This is a genomic window from Sphingopyxis sp. NJF-3 (assembly GCF_053514865.1).
On record NZ_CM130726.1, the window covers coordinates 2,322,824 to 2,337,866 of the forward strand.

Sequence of the window (15,043 nt, forward strand, 5' to 3'; positions counted from 1 at the left end):
TTCTCCCCTCCCGCAAGCGGGAGGGGCAGCGAGAGTTGCGAGCTTGCTCGCTACTCGCAGCGGGGTGGGCAACGGCGCGGTTGGATAACCCACCCCGCTGCGACTAGGCAGCAAGCTGCCAAGTCTCGCTGCCCCTCCCGCTTGCGGGAGGGATGTAGGATTCGCATGCATCTCACCCCACCGGATAGTTCGGCGCCTCGCGGGTGATCGCGACATCGTGGACATGACTTTCACGCAGCCCCGCATTGGTGATGCGGACGAATTTCGCGCGCTCGCGCAAATCCTGGAGCGTGCGGCTGCCGGTATAACCCATCGCCGCCTTCACGCCGCCGACAAGCTGGTGGATCACGTCCTTCGCGGGGCCCTTGAAAGGAACCTGGCCCTCGATGCCCTCGGGAACCAGCTTCATCTGGTCCTTGATGTCCTGCTGGAAATAGCGATCGGCCGAACCGCGCGCCATCGCGCCGACGCTGCCCATGCCGCGATAGCTCTTGTACGTGCGGCCCTGATAGAGGAAGGTCTCGCCCGGCGCCTCGCTCGTCCCCGCGAGCAGCGAGCCGACCATCACGCACGACGCGCCCGCCGCGAGCGCCTTCGCAAGGTCACCCGAGGTGCGCAGGCCGCCGTCGGCGATCACCGGGATATTCTGCTTCGCCGCCGCCTCGACGCTGTCGAGGATCGCGGTGAGCTGCGGCACGCCGACGCCCGCGACGACGCGGGTGGTGCAGATCGAGCCGGGGCCGATGCCGACCTTGACCCCGTCGGCGCCGGCGTCGATCAGCACCCTGGTCGCATCGCCGGTCGCGACATTGCCCGCGAGCACCTGCACCCGGTTCGACAGCTTCTTGATCCTCTCGACCGTCGCGCCGACCATCTTGCTGTGGCCGTGCGCGGTGTCGACGACGATCAGGTCGCATTCGGCGTCGAGCAGCGCCTCGGCGCGTTCGACTCCGCTGTCGCCGGTGGTGGTCGCCGCGGCGGCACGCAGGCGGCCGCTTTCATCCTTGGTGGCGTCGGGGAAATTCACCGCCTTTTCCATGTCCTTGACGGTGATCAGCCCGATACAGCGATAATCGCCGTCGACGACCAGCAGCTTTTCGATGCGCCGCTGGTGGAGCAGCTTGCGCGCCTCGTCCTGTCCGACCCCGGGGCGGACGGTCGCGAGATTGTCGGCGGTCATCAGCTCGCGCACCGGCTGCTTCGGATTTTCGGCGAAGCGGACGTCGCGGTGGGTCAGGATGCCGACGAGCTTGCCCCCCGCCTCGACCACCGGGATGCCCGAGATATTGTGCTGCGCCATCAGCGCGGTCGCGTCGGACAGCGGCGCGTCGGGGCCGATCGTGATCGGATTGACGATCATCCCGCTTTCGAAGCGCTTGACCTGGCGCACCGCCGCGGCCTGTTCCTCGATCGTCAGATTGCGGTGGAGCACGCCCAGCCCGCCGATCTGCGCCATCAATATCGCCATGTCGGCTTCGGTCACCGTATCCATCGCCGAGGAGAGGATGGGGATGTTGAGCCGGATATCGCTGGTGATCTGGGTCGAAAGATTGGCGTCGGACGGCAGCATGTCCGACGGGCCGGGCACCAGCAGCACGTCGTCGAAGGTCAGGCCGGTGATGATTTCCATGGGTGCCACTTTCTGGTGCGGGCGGCGCCTGCCCCGCATCACGGGAGCGGCACGCGCGATTCGTTCGGTGGCGGCCCATGTAACCAGTCGAGCCCGAACGCGCCAGTAGGCGATGAACGAATATTTGGGAGGCCACGGCAGCGCCGCCGCGAAGCCGCGATCCACGCCAATGTAACCGGTTGCATTGAGTAAACCGTCCCGTTAGACCACCCTCCTATAGCATGGGATCGGGAGGAGGACAGCAGGATGCACGCGCCCAGCCAGCCGGCGACCGCCATCGGTGGCCGCCCGCCTTCCCTGCCGACGCGCCCGTGACGCGCGGACGCTGAGCAATGGCCGGCCTGTCGATCGAGGGCGCGCGCAAGAGCTTCGGCGATACCGAGGTGCTGAAAGGCGTGTCGATCGACGTCGCCGAGGGCGAGTTCGCGGTGATCGTCGGCCCCTCGGGCTGCGGTAAATCGACCCTGCTGCGCGCCGTCGCGGGGCTCGAATCCTTGAACCAAGGCCGCATCGCCATCGGCTCGCGCGACGTCACCGATCTCAAGCCTTCGGACCGCGGGATCGCGATGGTCTTCCAGTCCTACGCGCTCTATCCGCACCTGACGGTCTATGAGAATATGGCCTTCGGCCTCCGCATCGCGAAGACCGGCAAGGCAGAGATCGCCGAGGCGGTGCGCCGCGCCGCCGAAATCCTGAACATCGAGGCGCTGCTGGGTCGCAAGCCCGCTGCGCTCTCCGGCGGCCAGCGCCAGCGCGTCGCGATCGGCCGCGCGATCGTGCGCCAGCCGCAGATCTTCCTCTTCGACGAGCCTCTGTCGAACCTCGACGCCGACCTTCGCGTCCGGATGCGCTACGAATTCGCGAGCCTGCACCGCACGCTCGGCACCACGACGCTCTACGTCACCCACGACCAGGTCGAGGCGATGACGCTCGCCGACCGCATCATCGTGCTGCGCGACGGGCGGGTCGAGCAGATCGGCAGCCCGCGCGACCTCTATGAGCGGCCGGCGACCCTCTTCGTCGCGCAATTCCTGGGCACGCCGCGCATGAACATCCTGCCCGCGACGGCAACCGCGAACGGGCGCGCGACGCTCGAAAGTGGGCGCGAGATCGCCCTCCCCCCGCTGGCGGCAGCACTCGAACCGGGAATGCCGGTGTCGATCGGCATCCGCCCCGAGGATATCGCGATCGGCGCGGCATCGGGCGCGCTACCCTTCACCATCGCCTTCATCGAGCGGCTCGGCGGGCTCGCGACCGTGCATCTGCAGGGCGGGGGGGGCGGCGAGCCGATCGCGTGCCAGCTTCGCGACGACGGCAGCCTGCGCGAAGGCGACACGGCACCCGCGAGCCTGCCCGCCGACCGTCTGCATCTGTTCGACGCCGATGGCCGCGCGATCGCACGAAGGTCCGCCGAATGAGGGGAGAAGACCGATGGCAACGCTGAGGGACGTGGCCCGCGAGGCGGGCGTTTCGGTCGCGACGGCGTCGCGCGCCATCAACGGGCTCGGCAACGTCACCGCGCCGACGCGCGCCGCGGTGATGGCGGCGGTCAAGAAGCTCAGTTTCGTGCCCCACAGCGGCGCGCGCAGCCTGACCCGGCGCAAGACCGACACCGTCGGGGTCATCCTGCCCGACCTGTTCGGCGAATTCTTCTCGGAGATCATCCGCGGCATCGACCTCGTCGCGCACGAGGCGGGGATGCACCTGCTGCTCGGCAACATGCACGGCAGCGCGCACGAGACCGCGGCGGCGGTCGCGTCGATGCGCGGCCGCGTCGACGGGCTGCTCGTCATGCCGCCCGAATTGAAGCCCGAGACGCTCGCCGCCAACCTCGATCCCGTGCTGCCGACGGTGCTGCTCAACTATGACGCCGCGACGCTCGACCTGCCCTATGTGGCGGTCGACAATTATCGCGGCGCCTGGACGGTGACCGAGGCGCTGCTGGCGAGCGGCGCGCGGCACATCGTCCATATCGCGGGGCCGAAGCACAACCGCGACGCGCGAGACCGTCAGCGCGGCTTTGCCGACGCGATGGCGAAGATCGCGGGGCAGCGCAGCCCGGTCATCCTGCCCGGCGATTTCTCGGAGGAGGCGGGCGCGCAGGCGGCGCGGCTGCTGCTCGAGGGACAGCTTCCCGTCGACGCGGTATTCGCGGCGAACGACCTGATGGCGGTCGGCTGCATCATGGGGCTCGGCGAGGCGGGGCTGGCGGTGCCGCGCGACCTGATGGTCGCGGGGTTCGACGACATCCCGCTCGCGCGCCACGTCACGCCGGGGCTGACGACGATGCAGGTCAAGATCGACCGGCTCGGTTCCACGGCCATGATGATGCTGCTCCGCCTGCTGCGCGGCGAAACGCTGGGCGCGGCGAGCGCGACGATCCTGACCCCGACGCTGATCGCGCGTGGGACGACGGCGGTGCCGGTGGTTGCGGAGGAGGCGCGGGCATGATGGGCCGGCGGCTTCTGGAACTCCGGCTGAAGCGGCAAGCCACAAAAAGAAACCGCATCCCCGAGCGAAGCCGAGGGGCTTTGCCGAGCGAAGTCGAGGCTGCGACGCCCGAGGTTCTCGCTTCGCTCGAACGAGCCCCTCGGCTTCGCTCGGGGATGCGGCTTTATAATGGCTTCCCGCACCACATGCACGCGCCATGGACCTGACCCGCCGCCGGATGACGGGCGCGCTCGCGGCGCTTCCCCTGCTCCCCGCGCTCGGCGCCTGCGCGCCGCGCGGCGATACCGGGCTGACGGTCTGGGCGATGGGCAACGAAGCCGCGAGCCTGCCCGAATTGCTGAGGGACATGAAGCGCCCCGCCGGCGCGCCGCGCGTCACCGTCCAGCCGCTGCCGTGGACCGCCGCGCACGAGAAATTGCTCACCGGTTTCGCGGGCGGATCGCTCCCCGTCATCGGCCAGGTCGGCAACAGCTGGATCGCCGAGATGGCCGCGATCGGCGCCATCGCCCCGGTGCCCGCGGCGGTGCATGGCCTGCTCGACGACCAGTTCGCCGCCGTAGTCGATACCAACCGCATCGCGGGCCAGGTCTGGGGCATTCCCTGGTATGTCGACACGCGGCTCCAATATTATCGCCGCGACCTGTTCGCGCGCGCGGGCTATGCCGCGCCGCCCAGCGACTGGGCCGAATGGAAACGCGCGCTGCACAAGGTCAAGGCGGCCGCGGGTGACGGCAATTATGCCGCGCTGCTGCCGGTCAACGAATATGAGCAATTGACCACACTCGCGCTGTCGGCGGGTGCCCGGTTGCTGCGCGACGATGGCGGGCGCGGCGCCTTTTCGGACCCCGAGTTCAAGGCCGCGCTCGTCTTCTACAAATCGCTGTTCGACGAGGGGCTGGCGCCCATCGTCTCGTCGGCGCAGATTTCGAACGTCTGGAACGAGTTCGCGCGCGGCTATTTCAGCCTCTTCCTCTCGGGGCCCTGGACGATCGGCGACCTCAGGACGCGCCTCACCCCCGCGATGCAGGACAAATGGGGCACCGCGCCCAACCCCGGCCCGGCGGGCATCGGCTCGGCGGCGCCCGGCGGATCGAGCCTCGTCGTCTTCGCCGATCATCGCGGCAATCGCGCGGCGTGGGACCTGATCGCGCGGCTGCTGACGCCCGGCGCGCAGCTTCGCTTCAACGCGCTGACCGGCGACCTTCCCGCGCGCCGGTCGGTGTGGGCGCGCGCCGGCCTCGCCGCCGATCCGGTCGTCGCGCCCTTCGCCACCCAGCTCGACCATGCGACCGCGCTCCCCAAGGTGCCCGAATGGGAACGCATCGTCACCGAGATGCAGATCGTCGCCGAACGCATGGTGCGCGGCCAGTACGGCATCGACGAAGCGGCGCGCGAGATCGACATCCGCGCCGACCGGCTGCTCGAGAAGCGCCGCTGGATGCTCGACAAGGGACGCGCGCTATGACCGCGCGGCGGGAGACGGAGGAGGCGCGCGCGGGCTGGATGATGACCGGCCCGGCGCTCGCGGCGATCCTCGTCTTCTTCGCCCTGCCCGCCGCCGCTTCGCTGGTCCTCAGCTTCACCGATTTCGACATCTACGCGCTCGCAGACATCGGCAATCTGCGCTTCGTGGGACTGCAGAATTACGAACGCCTCGTCGAAAACCCGCTGTTCTGGAAGGCGATGACGAACACCTTGCTGTTCGTCGCGATCGGCACGCCCTTCGTTGTTCTGCTGTCGCTGTTCGCCGCGATGCTCGTCAACTCGCGCTGGCTGCGCTGGCGGCCGGTGTGGCGCGTCGCGCTGTTCGCGCCCTATGTGACGACGCTGGTCGCGACCGCGGTGGTGTGGCGCTATCTGCTCCACACGCGCTACGGGCTCGTCAACTATCTCCTCTCGTTCTTCGGCATCGCGCCGATCGACTGGCTGGGCAGCCCGACCGCCTCGCTTCCCGCGATCCTGCTGTTCGTCGGGTGGAAGACCTTCGGTTATAACATGATCATCTTCCTCGCCGCCTTGCAGACGGTGCCGCGCGAGCTCGACGAGGCGGCACGGATCGACGGCGCGGGCTGGCTCGCGCGGCTGCGCCACGTTACCCTGCCCGCGATCGCGCCGACCGTGCTGCTCGTCTCGGTGCTCACCGTCGCGGCGATGTTCCAGCTCTTCGCCGAACCCTATGTGATGACGCAGGGCGGCCCCGCCCAGTCGACCGTCACCATCCTCTATTTCATGTATGAGGAGGGGTTCAAATGGTGGAATCTGGGGTCGGGTGCGGCGGTCGCCTTCCTCCTCTTCCTCTGCATATTGGCGGTGACGCTGGTGCAGTTGCGCCTTGCGAAGCGCGGAGGCGCGATATGATGCTACGCCGCTGGACCGTCACCCTGCTCGCGGCACTCGTCGCCTTCGTCACCATCGCGCCGCTCCTCTGGATGCTCTCGGTCAGCTTCATGGCGCCGGGCGAAGCATCGGGTTTTCCGCCGCCGCTGTTCCCGGCGAACCCCGGCCTCGACAATTACCGCACCCTGTTCGGCAGCTTCGGCATCGGGCGCTTTCTCGTCAACAGCCTGCTCGTCTCGACGCTCGCCACCGGCCTCGCTCTGCTCTTCACCGTCCCCGCGGGCTATGCCTTCGCCAAGCTGCGCTTCAAGGGGCGCGACGCGACCTTCCGCCTGCTCGTCGCCGCGCTCGTCGTACCGGGGCAGATCGGGATGCTGCCGCTGTTCCTCGAACTCAAGGCGATGGGACTGGTCAACAGCTACGCCGGCGCGCTGGTGCCGTGGCTCGCGGGCATCTTCGGCATCTTCCTCGTCCGCCAATATTGCCTGTCGATCCCTGACGAGATGCTCGAGGCGGCGCGGATCGACGGCGCGAGCGAGGCGCAGATCCTCCGCCGCATCGTGCTGCCGATCCTGACCCCGATCATCGTCACGCTCGCGCTGTTCGTTTTCCTGTCGAGCTGGAACGATTTCATGTGGCCGCTGATCGTCCTCGCCGACCAGCAGCTTTACACCCTCCCCGTCGCGCTCGCGGCGATGAGCCGCCAGCATGTGCAGGATAACGAATTGATGATGGCGGGCGCCGTCGTCACCACCCTGCCCGTGCTCATCCTCTTCCTCTCGCTGCAGCGCTTCTACCTGAGCGGGCTGCTCGCCGGGAGCGTGAAGGGATGACAGCTATGAGGAACAAATCCTTGAAACTCCAAAATACCCCGTTCGTGCTGAGCTTGTCGAAGCACCGTTTTTCCTTAGCGAAGCTGAAAGAAAAGAACGGCCCCCTTCGACTGCCTTGCAGGCACTCAGGACAGGCTTCGACAAGCTCAGGGCGAACGGGATTGGGTGTTGTTCTTGCTTCGCTCGCAGCAATCGCCTTGTCATTCGCCTCCCCCGCCGCTGCGCAATCAGCCGACAGACAGAGCCCGCAGCCCGCGATCGAGGCGGGCAATTATCCCTATCAGCTGTTCCTGCCGCGCGGCTACACCGCCGATCCGAAGGCGAGCTGGCCGCTGCTCATCTTCCTCCACGGATCGGGCGAGCGCGGCGACGATGTCGCGAAGGTGAAGGTCCACGGCCCGCCGAAGATTGCCGACCGCACCCCCGATTTCCCCTTCGTTACCGTCTCGCCGCTGCTCGGCGCCGATCAGGATTGGGACGTCGCGAAGCTCGACCGCCTGCTCGATCATCTGACGAAGACGCTGCGCATCGACCGCACACGCATCTACCTGACCGGGCTCAGCCGCGGCGGCCATGCGAGCTGGCGCTGGGCGGCGGCCGAGCCGCATCGCTTCGCGGCGGTCGCGCCCGTCGCGGGGCGCGGCGATCCGGCGACCGCCTGCGCGCTCAAGGACACGCCGATCTGGGCCTTTCACGGCGACCGCGACGATGTCGTCGTGCCCGAGGGCAGCTTCGCGATGGCGCGCGCGATCCGCGCCTGTGGCGGGCAGCTCTCGCGGCTGACCATCTATCCCGACCTCGGCCACAACAGTTGGGACCCGGCCTATGACGATCCCGCGCTCTACCTCTGGCTGCTCTCGCACCGCCTCCCCACGCCGCCCGACGCGGCGAAACCGAAAACCAAGGATAAAAAATGACCCAGACGAGCTTTCCCGACGATTTCCTGTGGGGCGCCGCGACCGCCGCCTATCAGATCGAGGGTTCGCCGCTCGCCGATGGCGCGGGCGCGAGCATCTGGCAGCGTTTCAGCCACGATCCGCGGCTGATGGCGAACAAGGGCGACACCGGCGATATCGCCTGCGACCATTACAACCGCATGGAAAGCGACGTCGCGCTGATGAAGGAATTGGGGCTCAAGGCCTATCGCTTCAGCGTCAACTGGGGCCGCGTGCTGCCCGAGGGGACCGGGCGCGTGAACGAGGCCGGGCTCGGCTTCTACGAGCGGCTTGTCGACGAACTTTTGAAGCATGATATCGAGCCGCTGCTCACCCTGCACCATTGGGACCTCCCGGTCGCGCTCGACGACCGGGGCGGCTGGCTCAACCGCGACAGTGCCGACTGGTTCGCCGAATATGCTTCGGTCCTCTACCGGCGCCTCGACGGGCGCGTGAAGAAATGGGTCACGCTCAACGAACCCTGGGTGATCACCGACGGCGGCTATCTCCACGGCGCACTCGCGCCCGGTCACCGCAACCTCTTCGAAACCCCGATCGCGAGCCACAATCTGATGCGCGCGCACGGCGCCGCGGTGCGCGCCTATCGGGCGGAGGGAGCGCACGAGATCGGCCTCGTCGTCAACATCGAGCCGAAATATCCGGCGAGCGACAGCCCCGAAGATGTCGCCGCGACCGCGCGCGCCCATGCCTATATGAACCGTCAGTATCTCGAACCCGCGCTTCAGGGCCGTTACCCCGCCGAGTTGGCCGAAATCTTCGGTGAAGCCTGGCCCGACTGGCCGGAAAATGACCTCAAGAACATCTGCCAACCCCTGGATTTTATTGGAATAAACTATTATACCCGCAACGTCGTCCGCGCCGACCCGAACCAATGGCCCCTCGGCGCTTCCCCCGTCCGGCAGACCGCGACCCACACCACCACCGACTGGGAAGTCTATCCCCCCGCGCTCACCGACATGCTCGTCTGGTTCCGCGACACTTTCGGCAACATCCCCGTTTACATCACGGAGAACGGCGCCGCCTTCTATGACCCTCCGCAGGCCGGGCCCGACGGCATCGACGACCCGCTGCGCTGCGATTATCTGCGCACGCACATCGCGGCGATTGGCGACGCGATCCGGCAGGGGGTCGACGTGCGCGGCTATATGGTCTGGTCGCTGCTCGACAATCTCGAATGGTCGCTGGGCTTTTCGAAGCGCTTCGGCATCGTCCACGTCGATTATGAAACGCAGGTGCGAACCCCCAAGCGCAGCGCGCGTTTCTACAGCAACATCATCGCAACCAATGGAGGGAATGTCGCATGACCCGCTGGCTCGTCATTCTGCTCGCGGCGCTCCTCGCGCTTCCGGTAGCGGCGAAAGAGAAGGCCGATCGCTTCAGCGCGATGACCTACAATATCCGTCTCGATCTCGCCTCCGACGGCGACAATGCCTGGCCGCACCGGCGCAAGGCGCTGACCAGCCTCGTCGCCTATTACGCCCCCGATCTCGTCGGGATGCAGGAGGTGCTCCAGCATCAGAAGGATCAGATCGAGGCCGACTTGCCAGCCTATAAATTCGTCGGCGTCGCGCGCGACGACGGCAAGCAGGCGGGCGAATATTCGATGCTCGGCTATCGCACCGACCGCTTCGACCTGCTCGCCTCGGGCACTTTCTGGCTGTCGCCGACCCCCGATCGGCCCGGCAAGGGCTGGGACGCCGCCTATCCCCGCATCGCAAGCTGGGCGCGGCTGAAGGACAAGAGGGCGCGCCAGACGATGCTCGTCGTCAACACCCATTTCGATCATATCGGCACCGTCGCGCGGCTCGAAAGCGCGAAGCTGATCCGGCGCTGGATCGGCGAGCACCGCCAGCCGGGCGATGCGGTGGTGCTGATGGGCGACTTCAACGTCCCGACCGGCAGCCCGCCCTATCAGGCGATCCTCGCCGACACGCCGGGACTGATCCCCCTGCACGACACGCAGGACATCAGCCGCACCCCACATTTCGGCCCCTTGGGCACCTTCACCGCCTTCAAGATCGAACAGGTCGAGCCGAGCCCGATCGACCATATCTTCGTCGGCAATGGCGTGACGGTGCTGCGCCATGCGACGCTGACGCAGCAGACGGGCGGCAAGCTCCCCTCCGATCACTATCCCGTGCTGACCGACCTTTGCGTCGGCAAGGGTTGCTGATCCCTATTCGGCGGCGGACTGATCGAGCCAGCCGCCGGTGAAGCCGATGCGCTTCAGGCCGCGGACGATGTGCGGGTTCTTGCGCATGATCTTCCAGACGAGCCCGCTCCGATGGTTCTCCATCATCGCGAGAATGGGGCCCTGGTCGATGCCGAGATAGTCGTTCGCGACCCAGCCTTGCGCCGGATCGACCGCGCCCGATTTCGACCCCGCATCGGCAAAGGTGAAGCTGGGGTTGAACGCGTCCTTGAAGCCGTAGCGCGTGTAGAGCCGCGACCCGTATGTTTCGCGCATCGCCATCAGCGCCGGAATCGCGACCTCGGGCGCGAAAGCGACCGAGCCGCCGGCCGCGGTCGGAACCACCGTGCCGTCGTCGACGATGCGGATGGCGCTCACCCCGCGCGCCATATAGCCGTTGAAGCTGCGCGGAGTGCCGTTCACGCGATATTCGTCCTTCGAATAGCCGGGGCCGTCCGATGCGGTCCAACCCCAGATATCGGCGCTGTAACCGACCCATTTGTTCGGATTGTCCGCGCCATAGGCGCGCTGCGCCAAGGTCGCGCGGCGGCTGTTCTCGAAATAGTCGATGCCCTTGCCGCGCATGAAATCGTCGCGAATGCCGCGGAAATCGACCCAGACATGGCTATATTGGTGCCCGAAGAGCGGCTCGAACTGGAGATGCTCATAGCCGTAGAAGCGGCCCCAATCCTTTTCGAGGTGCGCGGCCCAGCCCTTGTCCCACGCATCCTGGCCGACGGGATGCGTCGGCGAGCCGAAGGCGAGGATATAGACGAGCATCCCCTCGTTATAGCCGACCCAGTCGTGCGTCCCGAAATCGCCGCCGTCGCCGCGCTCGGGATACCAGCCCATCGCGATCGCCTTCGGCCCGCCCCCGTTGGCCGAGGGGATGCGGCTGTTCTCGCGCTGCACGAAGGTCCAGTCGACGCGGCCGTAGATCTTCTCGGCAAGGTCGCGGATCTCGGCCTCTACCGGCGTGTCGCGGTCGAAATAGCTTTGCGCGAACAGCACCCCGCCGAGCAGCAGCGATGTATCGACCGTCGACAGCTCGGTCTTGCCGCGGCGCGTCCCGTCCGCATTGTTCAGGAAATGATAGAAAAAGCCCTTGTAGCCCGCGACCCCCGTCGCCTCCGGCCCCTGCGGCGCGGTCCAGTAGAAGCGCAGACAATCGCGCGTCCGCGCCGCAGCCTCGTCGCGCGTCACATAGCCGCGCTCGGCGCCGATCCCGTAGGCGGTGAGCGCGAAACCGGTCGCGGCGATCGACGAAAAGGGGTTGCTCGGCCACCGATCGGGCGCGAGACAGCGCGCCCTATCGGTGGTATCCCAGAAATAGCGGAAGGTCCGTTCGGTCAGTTCCTCGGCGAACTGGGCCTGACTAAGCGATACGAGGCGTTCGGACGATGCGGCTGGGGCGGCAGGTGCCGATGGGGCGGCGATGGGCGTGCAGGCAGCGGCAAGCGCCAGAAGAGGCAAGGCGAGCGACCCGAGCCGGAAGGACATTTTCTACTCCAAAATAAAAGGGGCGCCCGGTCACGGGAGGGGTTGTGACCGGACGCCCGCTGTTCTGGCCGGTCAGAACTGGAAGCCGGCCGAGAATTTGATCGTGCGCGGCGGCCCGTCGATATCGACATTCGTCGGATTGCGCTCGCCCGTCGTCGCGTTGAAGCTGTTATAATTGCGATCGTTGAACAGGTTGATGATGTCGACGCGGAAACGCAAGCGCGCCTCGTCGCTGAGGAAGCGGATCGGGACATATTTGGTCACCGACAGATCCATCTGGCGGTAGCCCCACAGATCGCCATTGCCCTTGGTCTTGGTCGTCAGGACGTCGCGGGTCGGCGGCGTGCCGGCGGTCGAAACGAGCCGTGCCAGATATTTGGGTGACGCCATCTGGAACTTGCCCGACAGGGTGAAGCCGCCCGGAATGTCGACCGTCCCCGCCATCACGAAGCGATGCTTGCGCACCCCGGTCGAGGTGATGAACGGATAATCCTCCATGCTCGGGAAATCGAGGCTGAAAACCTCCCCGAACTGCCGGTTCTCCTTGGCGTCGGTGAAGGTGTAGGTCGCATCGAGGCTCCACGGCGACGCCACGGTGTATCGCTTGGTGAGCTTGAGATAGGCGGTGTTCGCGCGCGTCTCGATCCCGTTGGTGCCGATGATGATGCTGCCGAAGGGCGAAGGCGGCGAGCCGAAGGGCGAATTCGCATTCCCCGAGGGTGGGAAGAAATTGCCGTCGGGCAACCGGTTGCCAAGCAGATAGGCGAAGCCGTCGTGGCTCGCCACATAGCTGTAGCCGATCTCGGCATCGAGCAGGTTGAAACGGCCCCGCACCCCCAGGCTGAACTGGTCCGAATAGGGCATTTTCAGATCGTTCTTGATGAAGCGCAACTCGCCGCCCGCGCCCGGCACGAGGCTGGCGATCAGCGCATCGCGGCCCTCCTGCGTCAGATAGGCCGGATCCCAGGCGATGCAGGTCGCGCTCGGCGTACAGGTGTTGAGCGTATCGCCCGGATTGTTGAAGTTGAAGGTGCGGCCCGTATAGAGGCCTTGAGCCAGTTCCTGCTGGATGAAATCGAACTGGGTGCGGTCGTATGAACGGCCATAACCGCCGAACACCACAAAGCGCGCCTCGTCGTCGAGCTCATAGCTGAACCCGATGCGCGGCTGCCACGCGCCCTTGAACGCCTTTCGCTCGCTGCCGGTCGAGATATAGTCGTTGATATCGTAATCGGCGTTGAGAAGGTTGGTATAGGCCGGGGTGACCGTGCCGTCAGGCGCCGTAAAGGGCGCCTGCCCGCTGACGAACGCGGCAATCGCAGGGTTGTGGACATAATTCAGGAAAGCGGGCGTCCGCTCATAATCCCAGCGCACGCCGAGGTTGAGCGTCAGCCGATCGGTCACCTCCCAATCGTCCTGGATATAGGCGCCGAACTGGAAGTTTTTCGAACGGATATTGGGGTCGCCATCGCCGACAGGCGCGCCGAAGGTCATCCGATAGGGGATCGTGTCGTTGAACGTCCCGCCGCCCGGGTTGTAGTTCACATTATAGGTGAAGACCGGGTTGACGCCGTTCTGTTGCGTCGTGCGCAGCGTCACCCATTTCGTCTTCACCCCCGCCTTAATCGTGTGGCCCTCAAGCCCGACATAGGTGAAATCGTCGGAAACCTGCCACCCCGACTGGCCCTTGTCCTGGAAATTGGTGCCGCCGCCGAAGGTCAGGATATTGCCGCGCCGGGTGCCGCCGGATCCGGCGGGAACCGTCGCATTGAATACGGTGACGTTGCCGAACTGCACCGGACGCGGCCCCCAGGTCACATCCTCATAGGCGACCTTGAAATCGTTGATCCACGTATCGGCGGTATGCTCCCACCGCGCGAGGCCTCGCCATTCCTGAACCTTCGCGATCGTGCGCGTGTCGAACGCGTTGCTGCCGCTGTTGAACGTCTCGCCCGATTCATCGCGATATTTGACCGAGAGTTCGAACAGGTCGTTCGACGTTGGGGTGAAGTTCAATTTGCCGAAATAGAGATTTTCGTTGAACGTCTCGCTCTGCGGGCCGAAATATTGCTGATATTCCGACGGGAAATAGCTGATGGGCAGTTCGAGGCCCGGCGACACGTCACGCGGATTGATGCGGCGCTTGCCTTCGTAGGTCGCAAAGAAGTGCAGCACATCCTTGATGATCGGCCCGCCGAGCGCGCCGCCGAACTGCAGGTCGCGTGTGCGCGTTTTGGGGATCGTCGTTGGATAGATTTCGTTCGGCCGGCGGTCGCGCAGGCTCTGGTCGGTGAAGTCGATGAAACCTTCGCCGTGGAATTCGTTGGTCCCCGATTTGGTCACCGCGGTGATCGCGACCGAACTGACCTGGTCGAACTCGGCCTTGTAGTTCGACGAGATGACGCGATATTCGCCGATGGCGAGTTGCGGGAACGGGTTGCCCTGCGTCGAATCCTGGCCGGTGATGCCGTTCTTCAGGACATAGTCCTTCTGCCCGATGCCATCGATGAAGATGTTGACCGCATTGCTGCCCTGCGCGCCGCCCTGAAGCCGCGACTGGTCGCTGCCGTTGGTGATGAACTGCACCCCCGGCGCGAGGTCGGCGAAGGCGAGGAAGTTGCGGTTGTTCTGCGGCAGCTGCTCGATCATCCGCTGACTGATGTTCACGCCGACTTCGCCACCCTCCATCGTGCGGATGCGGCTGCCGGTGACGATGATCGCGTCATCCCCGCCGCTCGCGATGTCGGGCGCCGAGAAGTCGAAATCGAGCACGGCATTCTGCGCGACGTTGAGCGTGAACTCGTCGGTGCTGCGCACTCCGTTCGGGGTCGTGAGTTCGAGGCGATAGGTGCCGGTGGGGAGCGACGCGAAATTATAGCTGCCGTTCGCGCCGACGCTGACGGTACGGTTGAAGCCGGTATCGACGTTGATCACCTTCACCTGCGACACGCCGCCTTCGGCCTTCACCGTCCCGCGCAGCGACGCGTTCGACACCTGCGCATGCGCGGGCGCGGCGACGCCGATGGCGAGCGCGCCGGCGGCGCTGCTCCATGCCAAGGCGGCGGCGAGCGTCCGGGCACGCGAGCGGCGCGGGTTATGGAATTGATTCTTACGCTGTGACGTCACGGCATCCTCCCTTTTCATG

At 66.1% G+C, this 15,043-nt stretch carries 11 protein-coding genes; 8 read left to right on the forward strand and 3 right to left on the reverse strand.

Annotated elements, in window-relative coordinates; genetic code table 11:
• Positions 1-172: 172 nt before the first annotated feature.
• Positions 173-1,630, reverse strand: a complete 1,458-nt coding sequence (gene guaB, locus ACOTSS_RS11415) for an IMP dehydrogenase (protein ID WP_448688276.1) — start codon at positions 1,628-1,630, stop codon at positions 173-175.
• Positions 1,631-1,962: 332 nt separating this feature from the next.
• Between guaB and ACOTSS_RS11420 the strand changes: the two genes are divergently transcribed.
• From ACOTSS_RS11420 to ACOTSS_RS11455, 8 genes are all read left to right on the forward strand, one after another.
• Complete coding sequence (locus ACOTSS_RS11420) at positions 1,963-3,048, forward strand: ABC transporter ATP-binding protein (RefSeq protein WP_448688277.1); 1,086 nt, start codon at positions 1,963-1,965, stop codon at positions 3,046-3,048.
• Between the two features lie 13 nt (positions 3,049-3,061).
• Positions 3,062-4,081 (forward strand): LacI family DNA-binding transcriptional regulator, encoded by a 1,020-nt coding sequence (locus tag ACOTSS_RS11425; RefSeq protein ID WP_448688278.1) that lies wholly within the window; start codon positions 3,062-3,064, stop codon positions 4,079-4,081.
• A 196-nt stretch (positions 4,082-4,277) separates the two neighbouring features.
• Positions 4,278-5,546, forward strand: coding sequence for an extracellular solute-binding protein (locus tag ACOTSS_RS11430; protein WP_448688279.1), 1,269 nt, complete (start codon positions 4,278-4,280; stop codon positions 5,544-5,546).
• Positions 5,543-6,439 carry a carbohydrate ABC transporter permease gene (locus tag ACOTSS_RS11435; protein ID WP_448688280.1) on the forward strand — a complete coding sequence of 299 codons (897 nt, stop codon included), beginning with the start codon at positions 5,543-5,545 and terminating at the stop codon, positions 6,437-6,439. Before ACOTSS_RS11430 ends, ACOTSS_RS11435 begins: the two co-directional genes overlap by 4 nt.
• Positions 6,436-7,251, forward strand: coding sequence for a carbohydrate ABC transporter permease (locus ACOTSS_RS11440; protein ID WP_448688281.1), 816 nt, complete (start codon positions 6,436-6,438; stop codon positions 7,249-7,251). The genes ACOTSS_RS11435 and ACOTSS_RS11440 overlap by 4 nt, the downstream gene beginning before the upstream one ends.
• Before the next feature lie 197 nt (positions 7,252-7,448).
• Positions 7,449-8,168 (forward strand): carboxylesterase family protein, encoded by a 720-nt coding sequence (locus ACOTSS_RS11445; RefSeq protein WP_448688282.1) that lies wholly within the window; start codon positions 7,449-7,451, stop codon positions 8,166-8,168.
• Positions 8,165-9,511: a GH1 family beta-glucosidase gene (locus ACOTSS_RS11450; protein WP_448688283.1), complete on the forward strand. Its 1,347-nt coding sequence runs from the start codon at positions 8,165-8,167 to the stop codon at positions 9,509-9,511. Before ACOTSS_RS11445 ends, ACOTSS_RS11450 begins: the two co-directional genes overlap by 4 nt.
• Positions 9,508-10,380, forward strand: coding sequence for an endonuclease/exonuclease/phosphatase family protein (locus tag ACOTSS_RS11455; protein ID WP_448688284.1), 873 nt, complete (start codon positions 9,508-9,510; stop codon positions 10,378-10,380). Before ACOTSS_RS11450 ends, ACOTSS_RS11455 begins: the two co-directional genes overlap by 4 nt.
• Positions 10,381-10,383: 3 nt before the next feature.
• On the opposite strand, the gene ACOTSS_RS11460 is transcribed toward ACOTSS_RS11455, so the two are convergent.
• On the reverse strand, positions 10,384-11,898 hold the full coding sequence (locus tag ACOTSS_RS11460; RefSeq protein ID WP_448688285.1) for a glucoamylase family protein: 1,515 nt from the start codon (positions 11,896-11,898) through the stop codon (positions 10,384-10,386).
• Positions 11,899-11,970: 72 nt separating this feature from the next.
• Positions 11,971-15,024 carry a TonB-dependent receptor domain-containing protein gene (locus ACOTSS_RS11465; RefSeq protein WP_448688286.1) on the reverse strand — a complete coding sequence of 1,018 codons (3,054 nt, stop codon included), beginning with the start codon at positions 15,022-15,024 and terminating at the stop codon, positions 11,971-11,973.
• Positions 15,025-15,043 lie beyond the last annotated feature (19 nt).

Excerpts from the sequence above, each read along its gene's own strand:
- guaB (WP_448688276.1), bottom strand. The coding sequence starts at position 1,630 with ATGGAAATCATCACCGGCCTGACCTTCGACGACGTGCTGCTGGTGCCC.
- ACOTSS_RS11420 (WP_448688277.1), top strand. The coding sequence starts at position 1,963 with ATGGCCGGCCTGTCGATCGAGGGCGCGCGCAAGAGCTTCGGCGATACC.
- ACOTSS_RS11425 (WP_448688278.1), top strand. The coding sequence starts at position 3,062 with ATGGCAACGCTGAGGGACGTGGCCCGCGAGGCGGGCGTTTCGGTCGCG.
- ACOTSS_RS11430 (WP_448688279.1), top strand. The coding sequence starts at position 4,278 with ATGGACCTGACCCGCCGCCGGATGACGGGCGCGCTCGCGGCGCTTCCC.
- ACOTSS_RS11435 (WP_448688280.1), top strand. The coding sequence starts at position 5,543 with ATGACCGCGCGGCGGGAGACGGAGGAGGCGCGCGCGGGCTGGATGATG.
- ACOTSS_RS11440 (WP_448688281.1), top strand. The coding sequence starts at position 6,436 with ATGATGCTACGCCGCTGGACCGTCACCCTGCTCGCGGCACTCGTCGCC.
- ACOTSS_RS11450 (WP_448688283.1), top strand. The coding sequence starts at position 8,165 with ATGACCCAGACGAGCTTTCCCGACGATTTCCTGTGGGGCGCCGCGACC.
- ACOTSS_RS11455 (WP_448688284.1), top strand. The coding sequence starts at position 9,508 with ATGACCCGCTGGCTCGTCATTCTGCTCGCGGCGCTCCTCGCGCTTCCG.
- ACOTSS_RS11460 (WP_448688285.1), bottom strand. The coding sequence starts at position 11,898 with ATGTCCTTCCGGCTCGGGTCGCTCGCCTTGCCTCTTCTGGCGCTTGCC.